This is a genomic window from Pseudoalteromonas sp. Angola-30, assembly GCF_028599215.1.
GTDB lineage: Bacteria > Pseudomonadota > Gammaproteobacteria > Enterobacterales > Alteromonadaceae > Pseudoalteromonas > Pseudoalteromonas atlantica.
Genome location: NZ_JAQREI010000002.1, coordinates 155215 through 180046 on the forward strand (window position 1 = coordinate 155215; position 24832 = coordinate 180046).

A 24832-nucleotide genomic window follows, 5' to 3' on the forward strand; every position below is an offset into this window, starting at 1 on the left:
AATTTAGGGCTTAACTCCATCAGGGTAAAAGTTAAACTTAGATAGACTGACATTATTAGAGGCATTATCAAAGCATGTACTGCTAAGTACCACTTGGGTATCTGTTTGTAAAAGCATTGATGTAAACTGATGTGTGCCATCGCATTGATTAGCCTGATAATAACCAAGCGTATTTTCTCCAAATAAGGTGTCGATAGTGCCATTAGCTAATATGCGGGCAATCACCCCTTTAGAATCACTCATGCCTGATAAAATTATATTACCTGCAGTATCAATCGCCGCATCGGTAACTTTAGTATCAGAACTTGATGCTAATTGATATTGCCCCACACCACTAGTGGCAAAGCTTGTATCTTCAGTTCCATCTGGTTGTAACTTGATGATCACCGCTTGGTTTGGCGTAGTGCCTTCATTAGCAACTAAATAGAGATTTTCCGCACTATCGGCGAGTATTTTTGCTGCTCTATTACTAATATCTGTCGAAGAGCGGCTATCTGTATAGCTAAATAGCGCGTTAGCATCATCGTCTATCTTCAACATTATTAATTGCGAGTCACTGCCAGATACTTGCTTGCCTGCAATATATATATCTTTATTTGCATCAATATAGAGTGTTTCAAAAAATTCATTTACGCTGCCGTAATAAGCACCGCTTGTAGCAAAGCTATTTTCTAATTTACCATCGCTTTTTAACATCGTTGCAAACGCTCTTGTTACGCTTAAAGCATTAGTCGAAGATCCTACAGCAACAATATAGCCGCTGCTATCTACTGCAACATCTGCAAAGTTAATATTGATATTTAATATATCTACAGTGGTATAAATACCTTCGCTGGCAAAACTTTCATCTAGGTAACCGTCCTGGTCTACTTTTGCTATAAAGCCTTCTTCGTTTAAACCGTTTATGAGTGTACCCGCAATAATGATGCTGCCATCGCTAAGCTCTTTTAAAGTAATGGTTTTAAACGCAACATTAATATTTAAGGCTTTACTACCATCAAGGCTAAAGCTGGTATCAATAATGCCTGCACTGGTATAGCGAGTGAGCACTAGCTTATTATTAGTATTAAGTTGTGCAATAGAGGCACTTAAAAACTTATTAGCTTGCACGCCGTTTTGTAGCTGCAATACATTCATCGATAAGTCGTCTGAGCTAACACTTAAGTCATTTATACTTGTATAGCCATTTATTGCAAAGTCGGTGTTTAAATTTGCATCACTCGTTATTGACGTTACAAAAGGCTCATTAGATGAATCGTTAAATCTGCCTGATAGCCACAGAGTGTCATTTTCATCAATAGTTGATGCATTAGCAGATTGATGACTGATAACGTTAGAGATGATGTTTATGCCTGCATTGCCGTAGCTAGTGTCAAGCGCGCCATCAGATATAGATACTCGCGCCGAAAATAGTTGCTCGTTTTGAGTATCATCAGAGGCTTCCACACCAGTAGTACCTGAGAGGATTAGTTGATTACTCATAGGGGCGTATTGCACACCCGTTATTTGTGCGCCGCCATTAGCAGAACCCGAGTTTTCATCAATATTGTATACGGCGATTCCTTCATCCCCTATATTCTCATCAATATTGCCATTGTTATCAATTGAGATCATTACAGCCTCTTTCTCACCTGAAGAGCGAGTAATATACCCCCCTAAAAAGGCATTAAAGTTAGCTGCGTCTACTCCACCAACTGCAAGTAGCTCATCGTCACCTTCTTCGTCCGATAAATCTAATATAAGCGCATCGCCAGAGTTAAAACTTCCGTTATTGTTGCCATCAGGAATAAGGTATCTGATGGTTGCATCTAAATCACCTTCTTCACCTATGCTGCTTCCCACTACAAGTAAATTAGAGTTACCAAAGTTTTTAATAGCGTGCGATTCATCATCCAGGTTTCGGCCACTTACATCTACTATACCTGGGCTGCCTGATTCATAAGCGAGGGTCGATACATCAAATTTAAGGAATAAACTGTCTTTGTCTGAACCATTTACCGAGTAGCCAACGCCTTGTATTTTATTGTCGGTGAACTCAAGGTCGTTTATTACAGATTCATTAGCCAGTGTTGTACATTTAGTACCGCTGTTAGCGTCGCCAGAGTTAGTACTTATAACGCCTGCAGCACTCATTTTTAATAAACATGCTTCAGTTTCTGAGCCATTAAAGCTTGAATAACCTATAAATAACTCGCCATTACCAGAGATAATAGCTGTGCCTGTTTCATCTTCACCAAAATCTATCGTTTTAAAGCCGCTGCTATTAAATGCAGTGTTTAAATCGCCCGTATTGGTATAAGAAACAACAACAATATCTGTATCTGTGTTGTTATTGTAACCTACAAAATAAAGGTTAGTGTTAAGCTCAATGCTATCTTTAAATTCACCGTTTGAAAAAACGCTCGAAAGATCTAACTGTTCGCTAATCGCTCGTCCAAATGCATCATCTTCTACAGGAATTAATGGGTCTTCTTCATCCGTAATATTCACATTAATGGTTATTGTAGTGGTTTCATTTGGAGAGCCGTTATCGGTAATATCTATATTAACTGTGTGCTGTGTAGCTGTTTCAAAATTAAAGGCACTGTTGCCATTTACGGTTAACAACCCGCTATTGCTATCAATATTAAATAATGAGGTTTCGCCACCGCTTAGGCTAAATGTGAGGGTATTATTTTCAATATCAGACGCTGTTACAGTACCAATTGTTTCTCCATCAGCGGCATTTTCACCAATAGCAAAAGTTTGGTTTACTGCCGTTGGAGCATCGTTAATTGCTACAATTGTAATGGTTAAATTACCTTGCACCTCATCAGTACCATCACTTAACGTGTAGGTGAGTGTTGCTGTGCTTTCGTTGTTTAAGGCGGGGGTATATTTAATTTCATTATTTTCAACGCTCGCTGTACCAATATCTGCTGTAACGGCTGTTATAGCTAGGGTATCGGTTGCATCTGCATCGGTGTCGTTGCTTATAACGTCAATGGTTGTTTCGGGAGCATCTTCATTGATAGTTGCTGTATCAGGTTGCGCTACAGGCGCATCATTTACAGGGGTTACATTAATGGTTAATGTTCCCGCAGCAGTGTCTGTACCATCGCTTAGGATATAATTTACGATTACTTGGCCATTAAAGTTAACTTCTGGCGTGTAAACAACGTTAGCACCAGAGCTAGAAATGGCGCCAACATCAGCATTTACAGAAGTAATAGAAAGAGTATCGTTTTCTATATCTGTATCGTTGTTCAGCACATTTATATTTGTTGCTGCTGCATCTTCTAAAATAGTGGCAGTATCCGGATTGGCAACTGGTGCATCGTTCACTGGGGTAACCGTAATAGTTAACACGCCATTGGCTGTATCGGTGCCATCACTTAGGGTGTAAGTTACACTAGCCTGACCGCTAAAGTTTGCATCTGGGGTATAAATTACATCACCTGCAGAGCTTGTCACTGTGCCCGATGTGGCAGTTACAGCACTAATAGAAAGTGTATCGTTTTCTTCATCGGTGTCGTTGCCCAACACATTAATATTTGTTGCTGAGGCATCTTCTAAAATAGTGGCAGTATCTGGGTTGGCAACTGGCGCATCGTTCACTGGGGTAACCGTAATAGTTAACACGCCATTGGCTGTATCTGTGCCATCAGTTAGGGTGTAATTTATAGTAACTTGACCGCTAAAGTTTGCCTCTGGAGTATAAATTACATCACTTGTAGAGCTTGTCACTGTGCCCGATGTGGCAGTTACAGCACTAATAGAAAGTGTATCGTTTTCTACATCAGTGTCGTTGCCCAACACATTAATATTTGTTGCTGCGGCATCTTCTAAAATAGTAGCTGTATCAGGGTTTGCAATTGGCGCATCGTTCACTGGGGTAACCGTAATAGTTAACACGCCATTGGCTGTATCAGTGCCATCAGTTAGGGTGTAATTTATAGTGGCTTGACCATTAAAGTTTGCATCTGGGGTATAAATTACATCACTTGCAGAGCTTGTCACCGTGCCCGATGTGGCAGTTACAGCACTAATTGAGAGTGTATCGTTTTCTACATCAGTGTCGTTGCCCAACACATTAATATTTGTTGCTGTGGCATCTTCTAAAATAGTGGTTGTATCAGGGTTTGCTACCGGCGCATCGTTCACTGAATTGATTGTGATATTAAGTGTAGCTGATGTAGCCGCCTCGCCATCACTAATTGTATAGGTAACAACTGCAGTGCCGTTATAATCAGCTTGCGGTGTATATTGTATTTGATTAGCCACAATGGTTGCGCTTCCTGAGTCAGCAGAAACCGTGGTAATAGTGAGTGAGTCGCCTTCAGTGTCAGTATCATTAGCCACTACATTTACAGTAGTAGAGCTGTCTTCATTTATTGTGGCTGTATCAGGGTTGGCAACTGGCGCATCGTTTACCGGTGTAACCGTAATATTAAGTACCCCAGAGGCTGTATCAGTACCATCACTTAGGGTGTAATTTATAACTGCTTGGCCGTTGAAGTCGGCTTCTGGAGTATAAGCAAGGTTGCTACCGGCTACCGAAACGCTACCAGTACTGGTACTTGCATCGCTTATCGTGAGCGAGTCATTTTCAGGGTCTGTGTCGTTACTTAATACATTAATGTTTGTTGTTACGGCATCTTCTAAAATAGTGGCAGAATCAGGGTTTGCAATTGGGGCATCGTTAACGGGCGTTACTGTTATTGTTAGTACGCCCATAGCCGTATCAGTACCATCACTTAGGGTATAATTTACCGTTACTTGGCCATTAAAGTTGGCCTCAGACGTGAAGATTACATCATTACCTGTACTTGTAACTGCACCTGATGTGGTCGTTAGCGCACTAATAGAAAGAACGTCGTTTTCTTCATCGGTATCATTGCCAAGTACGTTAATATTTGTTGCTGCAGCATCTTCTAAAATAGTCGCTGAGTCGGGATTAGCAACAGGTGCATCGTTAATTGCTGTTACTGTTACCGTAAGCACACCTGCGGCGGTAGTCGTGCCGTCAGTAAGTGTATAATTTACAATGGCTTGGCCGTTAAAGTTTGCCTCAGGTGTGTAAACTAGGTTACTGCCAGACACCGATACTGAGCCGGTGCTTGCACTTGCTGTGCTAATAGCAAGGGGGTCGTTGTCTACATCGGTGTCGTTAGCTATTACGTTAATACTCGTTGGCGCAGCATCTTCTAAAATGGTTGCGGTATCAGGGTTTGCTACCGGCGTATCATTAACAGAGGTGATTGTTACTGTAAGTATCCCCGAAGCACTTTGCGTACCATCGGTTATTGTATAGCTGACTGTTGCAGTGCCATTATCGTTTTCTGTGGGAGTGTATTGAATTTGAGAATTTACAATTGAGACACTGCCAATATCACTGCTAGCAGAGCTAAGAGTTAAGGTATCACCATCTATGTCTGTGTCGTTACTTAATACATTTATTAAGGTAGCAGTAGCGTCTTCTGTAATGGTAATGCTATCGGCATTTGCTATGGGTGCATCATTAACTGGCGAAATGGTTACTTGTAAATTAGCAGTTGCTTCTGCGCCGTTATTATCGGATACACTGTACGATACAATTGCCACGCCATGAGTGTTAGGTGCAGAGCTATACTGAATTTTATTATCAACAATGCTGGCTGAGCCAAATTCGGTGCCAACACTTGTTATAGTTAAATTATCACTGTCTATATCAGTGTCGTTGGCAAGCACATCAACTAAAATTGGCGATGCATCTTCTTGCATTGCGGCGCTATCAGCCACCGCAATGGGGGCATCGTTAACCGGTATAATAATGAGGGTGGCCATTGCGCTACTTTGAGCTGGCGTGCCATCTGCAATGCCATCAGAAATCTTATAGTTTAGGGTTACTTCACCAAAGTAATTGGGCTCAGGTGTATACTCAATTCTATTGTTTACAATGCGTGCGCTGCCGATTGTATTTGTAACATTAGTAAGGGTAAGTGTATCGCCGTTGGCATCGGTATCGTTTTCTAATACGTTTAACAAAGTAGCAGGGCTGTCTTCTAATAACGTATATTCATCATCATTAGCTTCAGCAGGGGAGTTAGACCCTGTTTTACTTAATACAACTTGTGCTGTGGATGTTAGCCCTTGTTCATTTGAAACTGAATAAGTAAAACTATCAACATCTAATGCATCTGAATCGGGTTGATAGGAAAATGACCCATCAACGTTAAGTGCCAAAGTACCGCTTTGTACATTAACTACGGGAGTGGTGTTAACGATGAGATTACCTGGCTCTATGTTTACATCGTTTTTAAGTAAGCCATTTTCAGCTGAAATAACCAGTGTTTGATTATACTGAAATTGGTATTCATCATTTTGAGCATTAGGGGTATCAGGCGTGCTATTTATTGTGAGTGTTGCCGTGGCAGTGGCCGTGGCACCAAAAGTGTCGATTACTTGGTATTGAAATTCATCGATACCGTAGTAGTTAGCATCAGGAATATATGAAAAACTACCATCGGTAGCTAATTGCAATTGCCCATGGGCAGGTGAAATAAGATAAGTATCATCAATGATGAAAGTATCATTATTAGGGTCTGTGTCGTTAGCAAGTAAACCCTGGCTTGCATCAACTACAAGTGTGGTATCTTCATCTACACTATAGCTATCGTTTGCAGCAGTAGGCGGGCTATTTTGATCTAGTGCATTAATTGTAACACTTGCAATAGCCTCAGCACCTTGAGCATCAAAAATACGGTACTGAAAACTATCAGTGCCTTGCATATTTGCACTACCTACATATTCAAAGCTACCATCAGCAACAAGTGTGAGAGTACCTTTAATAGGTAGGCTAACAGGCGTTGTATCTAGAGTAAGCAGATCTTGGTCTATATCGCTGTCGTTATTTAATAAGCCGGGGGTGCCAACTAATAACGTTCCGTCAGCACTTATATTGTATGTGTTATTAAGGGCTATGGGGGCATCGTTTACAGCATTAATCGTTATTTCTACAATACCGGTATCTGTCATCCCAAGTTCATTAATTACTTGGTAACTAAATGCATCAATGCCGTTAAAGTTAGCTCGTGGCGTATAAGTAAAATCACCGCTTCCGCTGAGTGAAATACTGCCATGCTGAGGGGTAACTAAAGGGGTTGTGCTTATATATAGCTCCCCTTGGTACTCATCAGTGTCGTTAGTTAAAACGTTGCCTTGTAAGGCTTGATCTTCATTAACTAAAAATTGATCGTTTACCGCTTTTGGTGCAAAGTTTAGCTCTCCTCCTTGCGGTGCTACGTTAATTAATTCTGCAAAGCCACTTTCACCACTGCCATCTACACCAGTTATTAAAACTTGATAGCTTTTATCAGCTAATAGGTTGTCTATATTAAAGCTAGAGCCTGATACGCTTAAAAACTGCTGGCCATTTTCTAGCGTATTTATATTGCTGGTGGTAATGCCAGCTTCGGTTGCTAGATAAATATTGTAGCGGTTTAAGTTTTCGTTTTCTTGCCACGCTAAATTAATCGTTTGTCCGTCTCGCTGTGCAGTTGTGCCTTCTATTTGGTAGGGTTGCCAATTAGCCGTCACTGCGTCTGCAAGTACCTGGTTATTAAGGCTATCGGTAATCCATATCTCTAAACGTAGATCACCAGGATCAACGCCATAAAAGTAAGGGCTCAACCCTATAACCGACTGCTCAAAATCTGTTCCACATGCTTGTGTGCAAAGTGCTAGGCTTTTATTTACACTCGGCAGTACTAAATTTACTGCGCTAATGCCATCAGGATCAGATACGCTAAGTAAAAAAGTGATATTGCCTTGTATAACTTCATTAGTTTGCGAAAGAGTTATTGTAGCCTGAGAGTTTGCTACCGTTGTGCCTACAACCCCTCTGCTAGAGGCCACAGCACCTGACACCTGTGTTTTAGTAACAACAGAGTTACCCGTTATACCTGTAAGGTTTATCGGTGTAGCAGAAGGGGTGGGTGTAACTTGTTCTACAGGTAGCTGTTCTGAGTCTTGTTGAGCTGTCTCATCGGAGCCTCCACATGCACTAAGCAAAAAAACCATTGAACCGAGCAAAAAAAGGTTCTTTGCTGTCATTCTACATACTCCAATAAAAAGCTTTATATTCAAGTTACTTAACCTGAATACTAGTTAAGAAAATTATTACCCACAGTGTAGGTTACTTAAGGCTCTAATCTAAAGTCGCCACCGGCATTTACAGCAGGGTTATTAATTTCAGTAAGGCTAAAATCACCCGTGATGGTATCTATGTCATTTAAAAACACAGCATCAATTTGGCCTGTTGCTTTATTATTGTTATGAGAAGCAAATGTAACGGCTAAATCTAGTTTGGTTAAATCAATTAAGCCGCTGTAAGCTGCGTACCAGTTGCCGCCAGCATCATTAAAGCTAATTTCACCATCGGGAACTGTGCCGTTATCAAAATCTACCGACATAGACATAGAAAAATCACTGATTTCTCCTAGGCTCGACGACACATCAAAGCTGGTTGCTTGGTAATTAAAAACACCTTGGCGCTGCGCGATTTGGTCAATTAAGGTTGCATCATTTACCGCCTGAAATTGCTGCTGAGCATAAACATCAGTTATTGATATATCGGCATCTGTCGTTTTTTCTGAAGTATTGTTTTGTACTATTGATTGCTGCTCTGTTGGTTGCTCAGCACTTGTGTCATCACTAATAGTCGCTATGGTTTGGGTAAAAACAGCAGGTGGCTGAGTTGTTTTAATCACGCGCCCTAATGAAGTAACCTGTGCAAAAGAAAAGGGCTCATTACTACCAAGGGATACAACGCTTTGATCTTCTAGTGTTAAATCTATTGCGCCATCCCAAACAGCTACATACATATCACCATCTATAAGCTGTAGTTCAAAATGGGTACCGCGAATACCAATTGATCCAACCGGTGTTTTAACACTGTATGCGCCACCATTTTTTTTAATAACACCCGAAATAGAGCGCAGCCCGCCCTTTATTAGCTCAATAGAGGCAGAGCCTTGCTGAGTCGTTGTATTAAATTCATAGTTAGCAATATTTAGCTCAGAGTTTTCTTTTAATGCAATTAAGCCGCCATCAGACATTGAAAATTGCGCTTTGCTTTTTTCGCCAGTCGTTATTTTATCAACGCCATATACCGTGTCGCGTCGTTTAAGTGTTCGTTGTTGGGCGGATTTGGCATCTGTAGCAAGTACAGCGCCTCGGGCTAAAATAGTTTTTCCTGCAACAGTTGTGCTCGCTTGAGAATAAAAACTCACACAAAGTAAGGTGGTTAATACCGGAATCAAATGTTTCATAAGTACCTTAATTAGAATGAGTAACTTGCGCTTATATTGGTATCAAAGCGATCGTATTCGAACAAAGAAATATCACTGGTTTTGTCTTGGAAGTTCAATGCTAATTGCAACGCTAAACTTTTATTAACTAAATAGCGTAACGAGCTAGAAAGTATCAATAGGTTATCGCTTCGCTCTTGAAGAAATAGCGGGTGCTCATCCTGATATTCAATCCATTGATACCCTGTTTGTGCAGAGACTTGCCATTGCTGGCTAAGTAATGCATTTATTTGGTAATAAATTCCGCTAATGCTTCTTGCATTAAACTCACCTTCGTCAATGTTAGCGCTTTCATTTTTAAAGTTTGCGCTAACGCTTTGGTACCATTTTTGAGACAGATAACTTGCACCTATATTAAGAGTGTAAAAGGAGTTATCTAGTTTCTCGTCAAATGTATTATTCATAAGGCCAATTGATAGCGCTCCAAATACACTTAACTGTTTATCAAACTGGTAACTAGCTCCACTTGTTAATGATGTCTCGGTTCTGTATAGCTCGCCATCTAACAGTAAAGGCGTAATACCAGCTTGCAAATACCACAGGGTGTTATCATTTAACTTTTGTTGGTATCGACCTGATATATTGGTACTAATACGGTCATATTCAGATAGCTCATTAAATTTGTACCAATCGGTATTTACACCTAAAACAAAAGAGCTTCGCTGATCAATGGGGTGAAAGTACCGCCCTTTATAATTTAGCTTTATATAATTATCGTCGGTGCTTTTACTTTCTGGTGATAGTAAAAACTCACCCAAATTAGGGATTAAAATTGTATCCTCAGAGGTGCCTGCATTAACGTTACCATCTACACCATATGCAAGTTCAATGCTCTGATCATATGTACGCTCTGTTAAGCGCTGCTTGTGCTGTGATGTTGCTAATAAAGAACGAGCCGCTTTTTTTACACCCTCTGGTGAAGTATCAGTATTAATTAATAAAGTTGCTTGAGCGTTAGCTGCAGGTAAATTATTGGCTGCAATATAAGATTTTACTAAATATAAACGTGCCTCATACCACTGTGGTTTTGCTTCTATTACTCGCTCAAAAGCAAATACCGCCGGAGCAGAAAGACCAGAATTTAGTGCTGAAACCCCAAGCAAGTAGTCAAAATCAGGTTCGCCCAAATATTTATAGTGTTTTTGACTGCTTTTGTATGCTTCATCAAATTGCTTTTGCGAAATTAAATATTGCAGTTCACCAAGTAGCTTTACAAACGACGTATCACTTTGAGCCTTAGCGTTAAAGTTCATTAAAAAAAAGCATCCAAAAAATATTATAAAAAAGGCGTGTTTAGTCATGCTTGTGTGGGTATCCCGTAAGAAAGTGATAGCAGGCTGCTAATACTAAATGCTATTAAACGTTAATAAGTTAGCACTTTTTGTCTATATGTAAAGTATGAGGGAGTATTATTGTAAAGATGTTAACAATTGTTTTCAAAATATATAAAATTAAGAGGTAATAAAAAAGGAGCAAATTAATTTTGAGGTATTAAAAAATAGGGAACTAGCAAATGACTAAAAATAAGGGGGAAGAAATGGGGCGATTGACGGGGCTTGAACCCGCGACAACCGGAATCACAATCCGGGGCTCTACCAACTGAGCTACAACCGCCACTACACACCTCGTTTGGTGTGGCGCGCATAATACATAATATTATAAATGTTGTGAAGCCTAAAATTAAAAAAAATCAAAAAAAATAAATATTTCATAAAATTGCCCACTATCAGTAAAGGTTCATAAAGAGTGTGTAGCGTATTAGCGCTAATAATAAAAATTATTTTGTAGTGATATTTTACTATTTAATGAGAATAAAATGTAAATTAATGTATACTCATTTGCGGGAAATTGCTTAATAAAAACTATTTGGAGTTACTATGGATTCAATACTTACTTGGCTAAACGAAAACTCAGGCCTAATTTTACACTACGGTATTCAAGCAGTTATTGCGCTTGTTATCTTTTTACTTGGTAGCCGTATTGCCAAATTTTGTGCAGGCTTAACAGAAAAAACATTCGATAAAAAGAAAGTTGATAAAGCTGTAGGCTCATTTGTATCGAGTATAGTTTATGCCATCGTATTTGCTGCCACTATTTTAATGGCGCTTTCGCAAATCGGTATAGAAACAACCTCGTTTATTGCTATTTTAGGTGCGGCTGGCCTAGCTGTTGGTTTAGCGCTGCAAGGTTCGCTGTCTAACTTTGCATCTGGCGTACTTATTATATTACTTCGTCCATTTAAATCAGGTGAGTTTGTTGAAGCTGGCGGTAAAATGGGCACAGTTAAAAAAATTGAAATATTCTCTACAGAGCTTCGCACCCCAGATAACAAAGTAATTATCGTACCAAATTCACAAATTATGTCTGGTGCTATTACTAACTTCTCGCGCGAGTCTACTCGCCGTATCGATTTAGTAATTGGTGTAGGTTACGATGCTGACTTACGTAAAACAAAAGAAGTGTTACAGTCAGTACTTGACGCAGAGTCTCGTTTACTTAAAGATCCAGAATACACTGTTGCAGTTTCTGAACTTGCAGACTCAAGCGTAAACTTTATTGTGCGTCCTTGGGTAAACTCTGGTGATTACTGGCCAACGTACTGGGCATTATTAGAGAACATTAAAATTGCATTAGATGATGCAGACATTACAATCCCATTTCCACAAATGGATGTACATTTACACAAGCAAGACTAATACAAATCCGCAATAATACTTAATCATTTTGCGGGGTTAAACGTGTTGCTAGCTGCGTTAAAAAATTCTTATTTAGAACAACTAAATAGCGAATTTTTTGCCTGGCTATCAACACGTTTTTCCAGCCTCAAAATAGATTACTTAATTAAGCGAATTAGTATAATTTTTAGGATTAAATAGGTTATTTTTAATGAAATTAAAGCTTTTAACACTTTTAGTTGCAGCATCTGCTGCAACTAACGCATTCGCTGAAGACGCAGAGAAAAAAACGTGGGAAGTAACAAGCGAGCTAGGTGCTATTGTCACTAGTGGTAACACTGAAACTACAACGTTAAAAGGCGGTTTAAAGGTATTACATCACCTAGAAAACTGGAATAACGAGTACAAAATCGACGGCATCTATAAAGAAGATGAAGTAGAAGATGACAACGGCGATAAAGACAAGCAGCGTACGAACGAAAAGTACTCTGCATCTGCGCAAGGTAATTACAAATTAAATGAAAAGAATTCTCATTTATTCATTTATGGTTCACACGTTTCAGACTACTTTGGCGCGTATAGAACTGAATCTGTAATTTCTGCTGGTTACGGCTTACGTTTAATTGACCAACCAGATATGTGGTTAAATGCAGAGTTTGGTCCGGGTTACAAATTTTTTGAATACTCAGACGACAGCACGCAAGTTGATGACGACGGTAACCTACTTGCAGGCGAAAGCGACAGTGAAGTAATTGCTTTAGGTAAACTTGATTACAACTGGCAGATTTCAGACAGTGCACGTTTTACTCAACTTGTATCAGTTGAGTACGGTGACTCAAACACCAAAACGCGTTCAGAAACTGCATTGCTAGCAAAAATAAATGGCTCGCTGCAAATGAAAGTCGCTTTTAATGTTACCAACAACTCAGATGTTGCTGATGACGAAGAAAGCACAGATACAGAGACGTCATTAACGTTAGTTTACAGTTTTTAACCAAAAACCGTATTTAATGACATTTAAGTGACAAAAGGGACGAAAGTCCCTTTTTTATTTGTTTAGATTTAATGTATTATAGCCACCAATTTTGGTTGTAGACCTAGGGATATACCTACTCGTGAAAGTTTTTACACAATTTTTTAGTGCTTTTATTCTACTTTGTAGTTTTAGTACCATGGCTTTTACGCCAACGGCCTCACAAATTGAGCAATTTAAAAAGTTGCCAAAAGCCCAGCAAGAAGCCCTAGCGAAACAATACGGTGTAGATATTTCTACGATCACCGGCGCTAATCAATCAAATGACGCAGACTCAAATGAGCAGCAGTCAACTATCGGCGAACGCCCAGAAAAAGAACAAGAAGACTTAACTGACGAAGAGCGTTTTAAGCCAAAAACAGAAGAATTAAAGCCTTACGGCTACGAGCTTTTTGCCGGTGAACCCACCACATTTATGCCTAGTGAAAATGCAGCCGTACCTGACACTTATATAGTAGGTCCAGGGGATCAACTAAAAATTAACTTTTACGGGAAAGAAAGCGATAGTTTTGATGTAACTGTTGACCGTGAAGGGCGTATTAGCATTCCTGATTTAAGCCCTGTAGAAGTAGCAGGCTTAACATTTGCCGAAATTAAAGAGCTAATAAAAGTAAAGGTTGAGCAAGAAGTAATCGGTGTAAAAGCCTTTGTATCACTGGGTCAACTGCGTAGTATGCGCATACTTGTATTAGGTGAGGCCTACAAACCTGGCAGCTACAGCGTATCGTCTTTAACAACCGTATCACATGCTTTGTTTGTAAGTGGTGGTGTGTCTGAAATTGCTTCACTGCGTAACATACAAGTAAAACGCGCTGGTAAAACAGTAGCTAATTTCGACCTTTACGATTTACTAATCAATGGCGATAGCAGCAACGATATAGTACTAAAGCCTGGCGATGTCGTTTTTGTACCACCAGTAGGTGCTCAAGTTACAGTGGACGGCTTAGTTAAACGCCCTGCAATATTTGAACTTAAAAAAGGCGAAACGGCTAAGCAGTTACTCACTATGGCAGGGGGCTTAAAGCCGGGTGCTTATGCTAAAAATGCAGTGGTAGAGCGTTTCAATTTTGATCGCAAAGAAGTGCTATCAGTAGACTTTACTAAGCCACAAATTAACTACATCCCGCAAGATGGCGACCGTGTACGCTTTAATTCTGTAAGCTCACAATACCAAAACTCTATTAGCTTAATTGGTGCTGTAGCGCGCCCAGGGAATTATCAGTGGTATCAAGGTAAGCGTATTTCTGATGTTTTAAAATCAGTACGTGGTGACTTACTGCCACAAGCAGATTTAAGCTATGGCTTAGTTATTCGCGAAATTAACATAAATGGTGATATAGAAGCGCATCAATTTGATGTAGCACAAGCCATTATTAAAAACCCTGAAAACAATTTAGCGTTAAAAGCTAATGACAAAATCATAGTATTTAGCCGCTTTGAAGAAAAAGAAGCTGAAAAATCAGCACTTGCTAATATGGCGTTGAGTCAAGAGCAGCAAGAGCAGCAGCTAAAGGCTGAGCAATGGCATACATATCAGCAAAAAGAGTTTGAAAAATACATTGGTATAAACCAAGAAGTAGAAGAGTTTATTTTTGAAGAAAATAAAGCCCTCACGCTCGCTGAAATGTCAAAACGCAAAGCTAAAGAAGAAGCCGAGCTTGAGCTCAAGCCTGAAGACTACGCTCTATTTAGCCGCCATAACTTACTAGCCCCACTTATTGCTAAATTTAAGCAACAGGCCTCTGTTGATCAGGCTATTCAGCTTGTAGAAATTAGCGGTAACGTTACATTTCCTGGTGTTTACCCGTTAATGGTAGGTGGTGATGTTCGTGATTTAGTGACCGCTGCAGGTGGCTTGCTAGAATCAGCCTACGTAAAACAAGCCGAAATTACGCGTATTGTTGCAAGCGACGCGTCTAAAATAGAACACTTACGTTTAGACCTTGAAAGTGCAATGCGTGGCGATTTACAAAGCAACATTACATTGCAAAGTAAAGACAGCATTAACGTATTCGCTATCCCAAATTGGCAAGAAAACGTAAAAGTAGAGCTTAAAGGCGAACTTAGGTTCCCTGGTACATACACAATTCGCCGAGGCGAAACACTAACAGAGCTTTTAGAGCGCGCAGGCGGCTTCTCAGAGTTTGCTGAACAAAAAGCAGCTGTATTCACCCGTGCCTCAATTAAAGAACAAGAGCAGCAACAGCTAGCCCGCTTATCAACTGAGCTACGCCGCGATATTGCTTCAAAGAGCTTTCAAAACTCAGTAAGTAGTAATTCACTTTCTTATGATGAAATGAATAAGTTATTAAATGATTTAGCGAGTGTTGAAGCGGTAGGGCGTTTAGTTATCGATTTACCACTGATTGTTGAAAATAAGCAAAACTTAGTCCTTCAAGACGGTGATGTTTTATATGTGCCAAGCAAGCGTGACTCGATTAGCGTAATAGGTGAAGTTAATTACTCTACCTCCCATTTATATAAGTCAGGGGTTACATTAGAAGATTATATTGGTCTAAGTGGTGGTTTAAAAGATCGTGCGGACGAAGACAGTATTTACATAATTAAAGCAAATGGTTCAGTAAAAATTCCTTCTAAAGGGGGATGGTTTGCCGCAAATGATCCTACAGAGCTAGAAGCTGGCGATACTATTGTAATACCAATGGATGCAAGCCATATGGATAAGCTTACTCTATGGAGTACTGCAACCCAAATTGTTTATCAATTAGGTGTGGCCGTTGCTGCAATTAGCAATATTTAAAATATAAACTTGCTCTCATAAGCAATTATGCGAGCAGTAATTATTGCTTTAAGAATTAGATTAGAAAGTGGAACTAGACCAACTATATGAAAACAGATTTGAGAACACAAAGCTCCGAGCTAGAGCAAAACAGATATCCGCCTGTTGATGATGAAATAGATTTAGGAGAGCTGCTATCTGTTATTTGGCGAGGAAAGTGGGTAATTGCAGTCATCACTTTTCTGTTTGTTTTATTCTCGGTCATTTTTGCCTTAAAACAGCCAAACTTATACAGATCAGAAGTGTTATTAGCGCCTGCGGAGGCAAAAAGTAATGGCGGGCTATCTGCTCTAGCTGGCCAGTTTGGTGGTTTAGCAAGCTTAGCAGGAGTAAATATTGGTGGGCAAAGCATCAACAAAACGCAGTTAGCTCTTGAAGTTTTAAAGTCAAGAAAGTTCGTATCAAGTTTTATTGAAAAACATAATATTTTACCAGATCTAATGGCAGTAAAGTCTTGGGATATAGATAAAGGGGTTGGCTATGATCCAGAAGTTTACGATAGCACTTCAAAAAAATGGTTGAGGGTAGTCGATCCTCCACGCACACCTAAACCATCTGAACAAGAAGCTTATAAAATTTTTAGTGATTTAATCTCAATAAAAACAAATAAAGAAACGGCAATGATAACTTTATCTATAGTTCACCAGTCCCCTTTGATTGCGAAAAAATGGGTAAACTGGCTGGTCGAAGATATTAATAAAGAAATGAAAGATAGAGACGTAGTGGAGGCTCAAAAAAGTGCCGATTTCCTTTCTAAGCAATTAGAGGATACGAAAATCGCTGATATACGAATCATTCTTTATAAATTAATTGAAGAGCAAGCAAAAACAATTATGTTTGCTAGTGTTCGAGATGAGTATGCATTTAAAACGATTGATCCAGCACTTGTTCCAGAAGTAAGAGACAGTCCAAAGCGCACCTTAATCGTAATTTTAGGCTTCGCATTAGGGATAGTTTTTAGTTGTATGATCGTTATTCTCAAGCACTATATTAGGATCAAAGATTAAGATAAGTTTATTTCTGTTTGTTTTATAGTCAATGCAATTAATTAACTATATAAGCTACTAAAGTAATACAGTTTTAATCGAATAAAAAATTGTATAAAATTTTTTATTAATTGAATTAAATTACTGAACTTCTTTACACAAAGTAATAGACCCTAGCATTTTTGATGCGAGTGAAGTCTACTTATTTCCGCAAAGCTTTTTAACAGCTCAGTAAAAGTAGTAATTACTACATAGGATTAATGTGAAAATACTTATAACCGGTGGTGCAGGCTTTATAGGCTCAGCTGTAATACGCCATATTGTAGAAAATACTAAAGACTCAGTGATTAATCTCGATAAATTAACTTATGCTGGGAATTTAGAATCATTAAAATTAGTTGAAGATAATAGTCGTTATATATTCGAACAAGTTGATGTATGTAATCGTGCGGAGCTCGATCGGGTTTTCAATTCTCATAAGCCAAATGCAGTAATGCATTTGGCTGCTGAAAGCCATGTCGATCGTTCAATCACAGGGCCTGCTGAATTTATACAAACTAATATTGTAGGTACTTATAATTTATTAGAAGCGGCTCGTGAATACTGGAATACATTAAATGACGATGATAAAAAATCGTTTAGGTTTCATCATATCTCAACGGATGAGGTATATGGCGATCTTCCACATCCAGATGAGCAAGAAGGTGAGCTTCCATTATTTACTGAACAAACATCTTACGCGCCAAGTAGCCCATATTCAGCTAGTAAAGCCTCGAGTGACCATTTAGTTCGAGCATGGCTGCGTACGTATGGCTTTCCTACAATTGTTACTAATTGTTCAAATAACTATGGGCCTTACCACTTTCCTGAGAAGCTAATTCCTTTAGTGATACTTAATGCCCTAGAAGGAAAAGACTTGCCTATTTATGGCAAAGGCGATCAAATACGTGACTGGCTATACGTAGAAGACCATGCGCGCGCTTTATATAAAGTAGTGACAGAAGGGGTTGTAGGAGAAACCTACAACATAGGTGGCCACAATGAAAAACAGAATATCGAAGTTGTACAAACTATTTGCAGTATATTAGATACATTAGTCCCTAAAGCAACTAAATATGCTGATCAAATTACTTATGTGACTGACCGCCCAGGGCATGATAGGCGCTATGCGATAGACTCGTCAAAAATGAGTGAAGAGCTAAACTGGACGCCAGTGGAAACATTCGAAACAGGTTTGCGTAAAACTATCGAGTGGTACTTATCGAATCAGCAATGGTGCAAAAATGTTCAAGACGGATCGTATCAGCGCGAACGACTTGGCAAGTTATAAGAAGGAGCTATGCAATGAAAGGAATAATTTTAGCGGGAGGATCTGGTACCCGTTTATATCCAATTACCATGGGCGTATCCAAGCAGCTGCTCCCGATTTATGACAAGCCAATGATTTATTATCCACTTTCGGTGCTAATGCTCGCAGGTATTAGAGAAATATTAATCATTACAACACTCGAAGATTCTGATTCTTTCAAGCGCTTACTGGGTGATGGCTCACAATTTGGAATTGAGCTTAATTATACAGTTCAACCAGAACCTGAAGGTCTAGCGCAAGCCTTTATTTTAGGTGAACGTTTTATTGGTAATGATGATGTTTGCTTAGTGCTTGGTGATAATATTTTTTACGGTGAAGGTTTTACACCTAAACTTAAAAATGCCGTCGACAATGCAAAGAATGGTTTAGGCGCAACGGTGTTCGGTTATCAAGTGAAGGATCCCGAGCGCTTTGGAGTTGTAGAGTTTAATAAAAATAAAAAAGCTATCTCCATAGAAGAGAAACCGGAAGTACCCAAGTCTAATTTTGCTGTAACAGGTTTATATTTTTATGATAATTCTGTTGTTCAGTTAGCTAAAAAAGTAGAGCCTTCACACCGAGGTGAGCTAGAGATTACTTGCCTCAATGAAATGTATTTGAACCAGAATAAGCTAAATGTTGAACGCTTAGGGCGCGGCTTTGCTTGGTTAGACACTGGTACACATGAAAGCTTACTTGAAGCAGCTCAATTTGTTGAAACCATTGAGAAACGGCAAGGCTATAAAATAGCTTGTTTAGAAGAAATAGCTTTTAACAATGGTTGGTTAAATAAAGAACAAATTAAAGAGCGTGCCGAATTATTTAAAAAAAATAGTTATGGTCATTACTTAAGCATTTTAGCTGAATAAACAGTATAAATTTTCTCTGCTTTATTTACTCTTTAAAGTATTTATTAGCACTTCAGCAGAAAAGTCTACGTGGAATAAAATATGAAAATTATGATATTGGGTGCAGGAATATACCAAGTTCCTCTAATAAAAAAAGTTAAGGAACTTGGCTATATTGCGATTGTAGTTTCTCCAATAGGGAACTATCCAGGACTTAAAATTGCTGACCATATTGTAGATTCAGACACCAGAGACAAGGAAGCTATTTTAGCTGCTGCTATTAAGTATGAAATTTCAGGAATATTAACAACTGGCACAGATGTAGCTGTTCCATCAATAGGTTATGTTGTAGATAAACTCAATTTACCTGGTACTGGTTTTTTAGCGTCTCAAAGAAGCATGGATAAAGCCCTTATGAAAAAGTGCTTTATCAGCCACAATGTTAAAACTGCCCATTATAAAGAAGTGCATACTCTGGTTGAGGCAAAAAAAGAAGCCAACTTTATAGGCTACCCTGTAATGGTAAAGGCTATCGACTCTTCGGGAAGTAGAGGAATCACTAAGGTTGAAAATGAGGCTGAAGTCGAGCCCGCATTTAAGGAAGCTTTAGCAGTTTCTCAAGCGTCAAAAGTGATTGTAGAACAATTCATTGAAGGCTATGAAATAGGAGCTCAAGCGCTAGTTCGTGGCGATAAGGTTGATAAAGTTTTTATTCACAATGACGTAGTTACCCAACCACCCATTAGTGTTCCTATAGGACATTCATTACCTATTACATTAGCTAGCAGTGTTTTAGAGCAATGCATAGAAGTTATAAATTCAGCTGTTAAAGCAATTGGTTTAAAGAATACAGTCGCTAATGTGGATCTAATGATATGCGATAATGATGTTTTTGTTCTAGAAATAGGCGCTAGGATGGGAGCGACATGTTTACCGGAAAACATTTCAATTTACCAAGGGATTGATATTTATGAATACTTAATAGGGTTAGCAATTGGCAAGCCTTTACCAGTTCAAAGTAATATGTCAAAGCAGCCTAACGCCTCATTGTTAATATGCTCAGAAAAGACAGGGGTTGTTGAAAGTATTAATATACCCTCTAGGCTCAAAAACCACCCAATGTTAGTCGATTTAAAACTTGATGTAGTTGAAGGTGATCAGGTAAATGCATTTAAAGTAGGTCCTGATAGATTAGGGCATATAATTGTTATATCTGACACTAGTACTGAAGCTGAAGCGTTAGCAAAAGAATTAGCATCTTCTATAGAGCTTATTATAAAATGAGCAATCATATTGGAGTAACTGAAAACTTAGCACATGAAAGTGTGAAGCTTTACAATAGCGTTACTGTTATTGACTCGCAATTGGGTGAAAACGTAAGCGTGGGAGACTTTTCCAAGGTAGCTAATTCTAAACTTTTTTCCGCTGTTAAAATTGATCGAAACAACCATATAGATAATACCGAAATTGGCGCTTATAGTTACACTGGGCGTAACACCATCATTCTTTACTCTGTCATTGGTAATTACACGAGTATTTCTTGGAATGTCTCAATTGGTGGCGCGAATCATGATTACTCTCGTATTACACAACACTCATTTCTTTACAATTCTACAGATAACATACGTCCAAAATCTGAGCCAGTAGCCTACGAACGTTATAAAAGTTCGGTACAAATTGGTAATGATGTATGGGTTGCTGCAGGTGCAGTTGTAACTAGGGGGGTCAAAGTTGGAGACGGTGCAGTAATAGGCGCAAATGCAGTTGTAACTAAAGATATCCCCCCATATGCAATTGTCGCAGGCAGTCCAGCAAAAATAATAAAATATCGGTTTTCAAAAGAGGTTATTGAGATACTTCTTAAATTAAAGTGGTGGGACTGGTCTGTAGATAAAATACAAGAGAACTATTCAACAATTTCCCAATCACCGAATATTGAAAAACTAAAAAGCATACTTAAGGCACAGCAATGATTGAGTTTAATAAGACTCCCTACACTGGCAATGAAGAACAATACGTACTGGAAGCCATGAAAGTCGGTAAATTATCTGGTGATGGTAAGTTTACAAAGCTTTGTCATACTTGGTTCGTCGAGGATTTAGCATGCCATAAAGCACTATTAACTCCTTCATGCACACACGCCTTAGAGATGGCTGCTATTTTAATTGATACTCAGCCTGGTGATGAAATTATAATGCCAAGTTATACATTTGTTAGCACTGCAAATGCTTTTTTGCTGAGGGGTGCTAAGATTGTTTTTGTCGATATTAGACCTGATACTATGAATATTGACGAGTCTTTGATAGAAGCTGCTATAACAAGTAAAACTAAAGCAATTGTACCTGTTCACTACGCTGGTGTTGCGTGTGAAATGGATACAATTTTAGCCTTGGCAAAACAGCATGGGCTCTATGTAATAGAAGATGCTGCACAAGGAGTAAGATCTTATTATAAAGGTAAGCCGCTTGGTACTTTAGGTGATATTGGAGCATTTAGTTTCCATGATACAAAAAACTATACAAGTGGCGGTGAAGGAGGGTTACTAATTATTAATAACCCTAAATTCGCTGAAAGAGCAGAAATAATAAGAGAAAAGGGAACGAATAGAAGTAAATTTATCCGTGGAACAGTGGATAAGTATACTTGGGTCGATATAGGAAGTAGCTTCTTACCTAGCGATTTGCAAGCTGCATACTTGTGGGGGCAATTAGAAAGAGCAGATCAAATAAACCAAGCGCGTTTAAAGTCATGGCAAATATATTATGAAGCATTTAAAGACCTGAAAAATGAAAATAATGTTGAATTACCTCATATCCCTGCTGAATGTGAGCATAACGCACATATGTTCTACCTAAAACTTGCAAATCTTAACATACGAAACCAATTTATTGATTTTTTGAAGTCCCGTAATATCTCTTCGGTTTTTCATTATGTTCCATTGCATAGTTCGCCGGCAGGAAATCAAGCGAGTGTATTTAGTGGCAGTGATGTATTCACCACAAAAGAGAGTGAAAGATTAGTTCGTTTACCTATTTTTTATGGTATTTCGCCATCTGAACAGGCTAAAGTTATTAGTGCAGTATCGGAGTTTTTTGCTTGAACTTAAAGAAAGTCTTGCATTTTGCTATTGGTCCTATCGCGGCAGCTGGCTTAGGTCTAATTACACTTCCATTTGTAGCTTGGTTTTTTTCTGTAGAAGATGTCGGGAAATTAACAATGATGCAGGTTGTGCTAAGCCTATCTGTATCGTTTTTTAGTTTAGCAATGCACCAAGCTTATGTTAGGGAATACCATGAAGAGAAAGATAAAGCTGTATTATTCAGAGTGAGTGTGCTCCCTGGCTTACTCTTCTTATCGTTCACAGTTATAGTGTGTCTAGTAGCACCATTTTCCTTATCAAAACTTTTATTTGGCATTGAATCAAAGTTATTAACTGGTTTATTAATAGTAGGTATCTATGCTAGTTTCTTGATCAACTTCTTGTCGCATTTACTTAGAATGGAAGAAAAAGGATTAGCGTTTTCTGCAACAAAAATAGCCCCTAAACTCTTTTTTGTATTTTTTATAGCGCTGATTATGTGCTTTAGTTTGACAGCTAACTTTACTACTTTAATGCAGATGAATACGTACGCTATACTATTTTCTTTATTAATATTTTTATTCATTACAAAGGAAACGTGGCTCAGCGCTTTAAAGAGTCAAACTGATCTATTTTTATTAAAGAAAACCTTGCTATTCAGTCTCCCACTAGTTGCAGGAGGCCTAGCTTACTGGGGCTTAACAACAATGGACCGCTTTTTCTTAAGGAGTATGGTCGGTTTTGAAGAGCTTGGTGTGTACGCGTTAGCTGCTTCTTTAGCTGGAGCTGTATCGGTAATCTCAACTGTTTTTTCTAATCTCTGGCACCCAACTTTATATAAATGGGTTAAACAAGGGGTTAGCAATAGTAAGATTCAAGCAGTAACAGAAAGTATATTATTATTAGTGTGCCTGATTTGGTCTCTTGTAGGCATATTCTCTTTTATTGTTCCCTATTTCCTACCTAGTGAATACAGGGCAATTGAATACCTAATAGTAGCGTGTGTATCTATGCCTTTATTTTATATGCTGTCACAAACTACTGGGGTTGGTATTGGTATAAAGCGTAAGTCTTCATATGCAATGCTAGCATCTTTAATTGCTTTTTTATCGAATGCAATTTTTAACTATTTTTTAATCCCTATATATGGTGCCGCTGGGGCTGCATTAGCAACTGTTATTTCCTTCTTTATTTTTTTCCTGATTAGAACAGAGGCTAGTGCGATAACATGGCAATCACTTCCACGCTTAAAGATTTATCTAGTACTAACAATGTACACGGTAGCAACCTGTATATGTTTGTTAACCCAAGGAAATTTACCATATTTTAGCATTGTTTGGGTCTGCTTATTTATGATTGTAAGCGCTACTTTTTATCAAAGAATAGAAACAAGCTTACAAACAATTAAGCAATATATAAAAAAAAGAGGCTAAATGTTATTTATTTATAGTTCATTGTCGGTCGGAGGGATCGAAACATTTTTTGTGCGTATGGCTAAAGAAAGAGCACGCCAAGGGCTAAAAACCTCAATTTTACTCTTATCCGAGCCTAAACAAAGTAACCTTGAGCTACTCACGGAGGCTAGACTATACGCTAGCGTATTTTTTGCGAAAGACATTTTTTTATTCAAACCAACTCTAAGTTCACGACTATCAATTATTGCGCCTGTTAATAAAAATAAACTAAAAAGCATAATGGAAGGCGTTGATCAAATTCATAGTTTCGATGCTATGCAATTACTCCTGGGTGAAAGGCTTGCCCGTCTAATAGATAAAAAAATTCCTATAACAGTTGGCTTTTACCATTACATTAAGTATTTGTGGGGCGGTAATAAAGTGGCGTTGCATGAACGTATTAATCGAAAATTTATTTTTGATTATCTACCAGAACAATCTCTGCTTTTTTTCTCCCCTGGGAGCAGAGATCTGTATGAAAAAAATAGAAATAAGTCATTCAAAAGAGCAAATACATTTAGTCTAGGAGTCGTGGATAAAAAAGATGTTCATTTATCTAGTGATATAAGTACCCCATTAAAACTGGTTGCTATTGGCAGGTTGGTTGAATTTAAAACGTATAACTTTTATATGATTCAAGTTATAAAAAACTTAGTTAGTAAAGGCTACAATATTGAGTTTGATATTTATGGGAATGGCCCGTTATACGATGAATTAAAAGAAAAAATACTTAGACTTGAAGTTTCTAACTCAATAAAATTAAAAGGAACACTGGATTATTCAAAGTTTGACGAAGTTGTTAGTAATAGTGATATGTTTATTGGTGACGGCACTGCAATAGTACAAGCTGCTGCTCTTGGGATCCCTTCTATCGTTGGTGTTCAGAACTTTGTTGAGCCCAAAACTTATGGTTATTTTTGTGATGTTTATATGCATCAATATACGCGGAAGGGCCTAGATTTACCTCTATTCTCAGTCGAGAAAATGATTGCTGACTACATTGATATGCCTAAAGAGTTAAGGGTAGAGCTAAAAACTAAACATGTAAATTGCATAGAGCAGTTTACAAATGAATCGTGTCAACATTCACTCGACAGTTTAAAAAGCATTGAAATGCCTGCATGTAATTTTAAGTACAATCGGTTTATATATTTGCTCTCAAGAACTGCCGACAGGTTTAATATGAAATATAACAAAAAGCATCCTAGAAGGACGCAGTTTGAAGATTTTAGAGCAATGAATGAAAAGTGATTTTAATTTAGAGATCTTGAAAGAGTCAT

General features: G+C 38.5%; 14 protein-coding genes and 1 tRNA gene. 11 read left to right on the forward strand and 4 right to left on the reverse strand.

All coding sequences use genetic code 11. The annotated features are described in order from the left end of the window. Positions 1 to 3: 3 nt before the first annotated feature. The 4 genes from PSH54_RS03630 to PSH54_RS03645 form a co-directional block, all read right to left on the reverse strand. A complete protein-coding gene (locus PSH54_RS03630; protein ID WP_273605507.1) occupies positions 4 to 8073 on the reverse strand; it encodes an Ig-like domain-containing protein in 8070 nt (2689 codons plus the stop codon). Positions 8074 to 8159: 86 nt separating this feature from the next. Further along, positions 8160 to 9290: a FecR family protein gene (locus PSH54_RS03635; protein WP_273605508.1), complete on the reverse strand. Its 1131-nt coding sequence runs from the start codon at positions 9288 to 9290 to the stop codon at positions 8160 to 8162. Positions 9291 to 9301: 11 nt separating this feature from the next. Continuing rightward, the gene (locus PSH54_RS03640; RefSeq protein WP_273605509.1) at positions 9302 to 10582 is read right to left on the reverse strand and encodes a hypothetical protein; all 1281 of its coding nucleotides are present in this window, start codon (positions 10580 to 10582) and stop codon (positions 9302 to 9304) included. Between the two features lie 285 nt (positions 10583 to 10867). Beyond that, positions 10868 to 10943, reverse strand: a tRNA-His gene (locus tag PSH54_RS03645). 263 nt (positions 10944 to 11206) lie between these two features. On the opposite strand from PSH54_RS03645, the gene PSH54_RS03650 reads away from it, so the two are divergent. From PSH54_RS03650 to PSH54_RS03700, 11 genes are all read left to right on the forward strand, one after another. Continuing rightward, complete coding sequence (locus PSH54_RS03650; RefSeq protein ID WP_273605510.1) at positions 11207 to 12025, forward strand: mechanosensitive ion channel family protein; 819 nt, start codon at positions 11207 to 11209, stop codon at positions 12023 to 12025. 190 nt (positions 12026 to 12215) lie between these two features. After that, positions 12216 to 12998, forward strand: coding sequence for a DUF481 domain-containing protein (locus tag PSH54_RS03655; RefSeq protein WP_029773724.1), 783 nt, complete (start codon positions 12216 to 12218; stop codon positions 12996 to 12998). Positions 12999 to 13119: 121 nt separating this feature from the next. Continuing rightward, positions 13120 to 15798, forward strand: coding sequence for an SLBB domain-containing protein (locus PSH54_RS03660; RefSeq protein WP_443197762.1), 2679 nt, complete (start codon positions 13120 to 13122; stop codon positions 15796 to 15798). A gap of 86 nt (positions 15799 to 15884) precedes the next feature. Beyond that, positions 15885 to 16844 (forward strand): Wzz/FepE/Etk N-terminal domain-containing protein, encoded by a 960-nt coding sequence (locus tag PSH54_RS03665; protein ID WP_273605512.1) that lies wholly within the window; start codon positions 15885 to 15887, stop codon positions 16842 to 16844. A 241-nt stretch (positions 16845 to 17085) separates the two neighbouring features. Then, on the forward strand, positions 17086 to 18153 hold the full coding sequence (gene rfbB / locus PSH54_RS03670; RefSeq protein WP_273605513.1) for a dTDP-glucose 4,6-dehydratase: 1068 nt from the start codon (positions 17086 to 17088) through the stop codon (positions 18151 to 18153). A 14-nt stretch (positions 18154 to 18167) separates the two neighbouring features. Further along, entirely contained in the window at positions 18168 to 19040 is an 873-nt protein-coding gene (gene rfbA, locus PSH54_RS03675; protein ID WP_273605514.1) for a glucose-1-phosphate thymidylyltransferase RfbA, read from the forward strand. Positions 19041 to 19121: 81 nt separating this feature from the next. Continuing rightward, positions 19122 to 20303 (forward strand): ATP-grasp domain-containing protein, encoded by a 1182-nt coding sequence (locus PSH54_RS03680; RefSeq protein ID WP_273605515.1) that lies wholly within the window; start codon positions 19122 to 19124, stop codon positions 20301 to 20303. Then, a complete protein-coding gene (locus tag PSH54_RS03685; protein ID WP_273605516.1) occupies positions 20300 to 20992 on the forward strand; it encodes a CatB-related O-acetyltransferase in 693 nt (230 codons plus the stop codon). Before PSH54_RS03680 ends, PSH54_RS03685 begins: the two co-directional genes overlap by 4 nt. Further along, complete coding sequence (gene rffA / locus PSH54_RS03690; RefSeq protein WP_273605517.1) at positions 20989 to 22119, forward strand: dTDP-4-amino-4,6-dideoxygalactose transaminase; 1131 nt, start codon at positions 20989 to 20991, stop codon at positions 22117 to 22119. Before PSH54_RS03685 ends, rffA begins: the two co-directional genes overlap by 4 nt. Then, positions 22116 to 23531 (forward strand): lipopolysaccharide biosynthesis protein, encoded by a 1416-nt coding sequence (locus PSH54_RS03695; protein WP_273605518.1) that lies wholly within the window; start codon positions 22116 to 22118, stop codon positions 23529 to 23531. The genes rffA and PSH54_RS03695 overlap by 4 nt, the downstream gene beginning before the upstream one ends. After that, positions 23532 to 24803, forward strand: a complete 1272-nt coding sequence (locus PSH54_RS03700; protein WP_273605519.1) for a glycosyltransferase — start codon at positions 23532 to 23534, stop codon at positions 24801 to 24803. It begins immediately after the preceding gene. The last annotated feature ends 29 nt before the right edge of the window (positions 24804 to 24832 follow it).

Excerpts from the sequence above, each read along its gene's own strand:
- PSH54_RS03630 (WP_273605507.1), bottom strand. The coding sequence starts at position 8,073 with ATGACAGCAAAGAACCTTTTTTTGCTCGGTTCAATGGTTTTTTTGCTT.
- PSH54_RS03635 (WP_273605508.1), bottom strand. The coding sequence starts at position 9,290 with ATGAAACATTTGATTCCGGTATTAACCACCTTACTTTGTGTGAGTTTT.
- PSH54_RS03640 (WP_273605509.1), bottom strand. The coding sequence starts at position 10,582 with ATGAACTTTAACGCTAAGGCTCAAAGTGATACGTCGTTTGTAAAGCTA.
- PSH54_RS03650 (WP_273605510.1), top strand. The coding sequence starts at position 11,207 with ATGGATTCAATACTTACTTGGCTAAACGAAAACTCAGGCCTAATTTTA.
- PSH54_RS03655 (WP_029773724.1), top strand. The coding sequence starts at position 12,216 with ATGAAATTAAAGCTTTTAACACTTTTAGTTGCAGCATCTGCTGCAACT.
- PSH54_RS03665 (WP_273605512.1), top strand. The coding sequence starts at position 15,885 with ATGAAAACAGATTTGAGAACACAAAGCTCCGAGCTAGAGCAAAACAGA.
- rfbA (WP_273605514.1), top strand. The coding sequence starts at position 18,168 with ATGAAAGGAATAATTTTAGCGGGAGGATCTGGTACCCGTTTATATCCA.
- PSH54_RS03680 (WP_273605515.1), top strand. The coding sequence starts at position 19,122 with ATGAAAATTATGATATTGGGTGCAGGAATATACCAAGTTCCTCTAATA.
- PSH54_RS03685 (WP_273605516.1), top strand. The coding sequence starts at position 20,300 with ATGAGCAATCATATTGGAGTAACTGAAAACTTAGCACATGAAAGTGTG.
- rffA (WP_273605517.1), top strand. The coding sequence starts at position 20,989 with ATGATTGAGTTTAATAAGACTCCCTACACTGGCAATGAAGAACAATAC.
- PSH54_RS03700 (WP_273605519.1), top strand. The coding sequence starts at position 23,532 with ATGTTATTTATTTATAGTTCATTGTCGGTCGGAGGGATCGAAACATTT.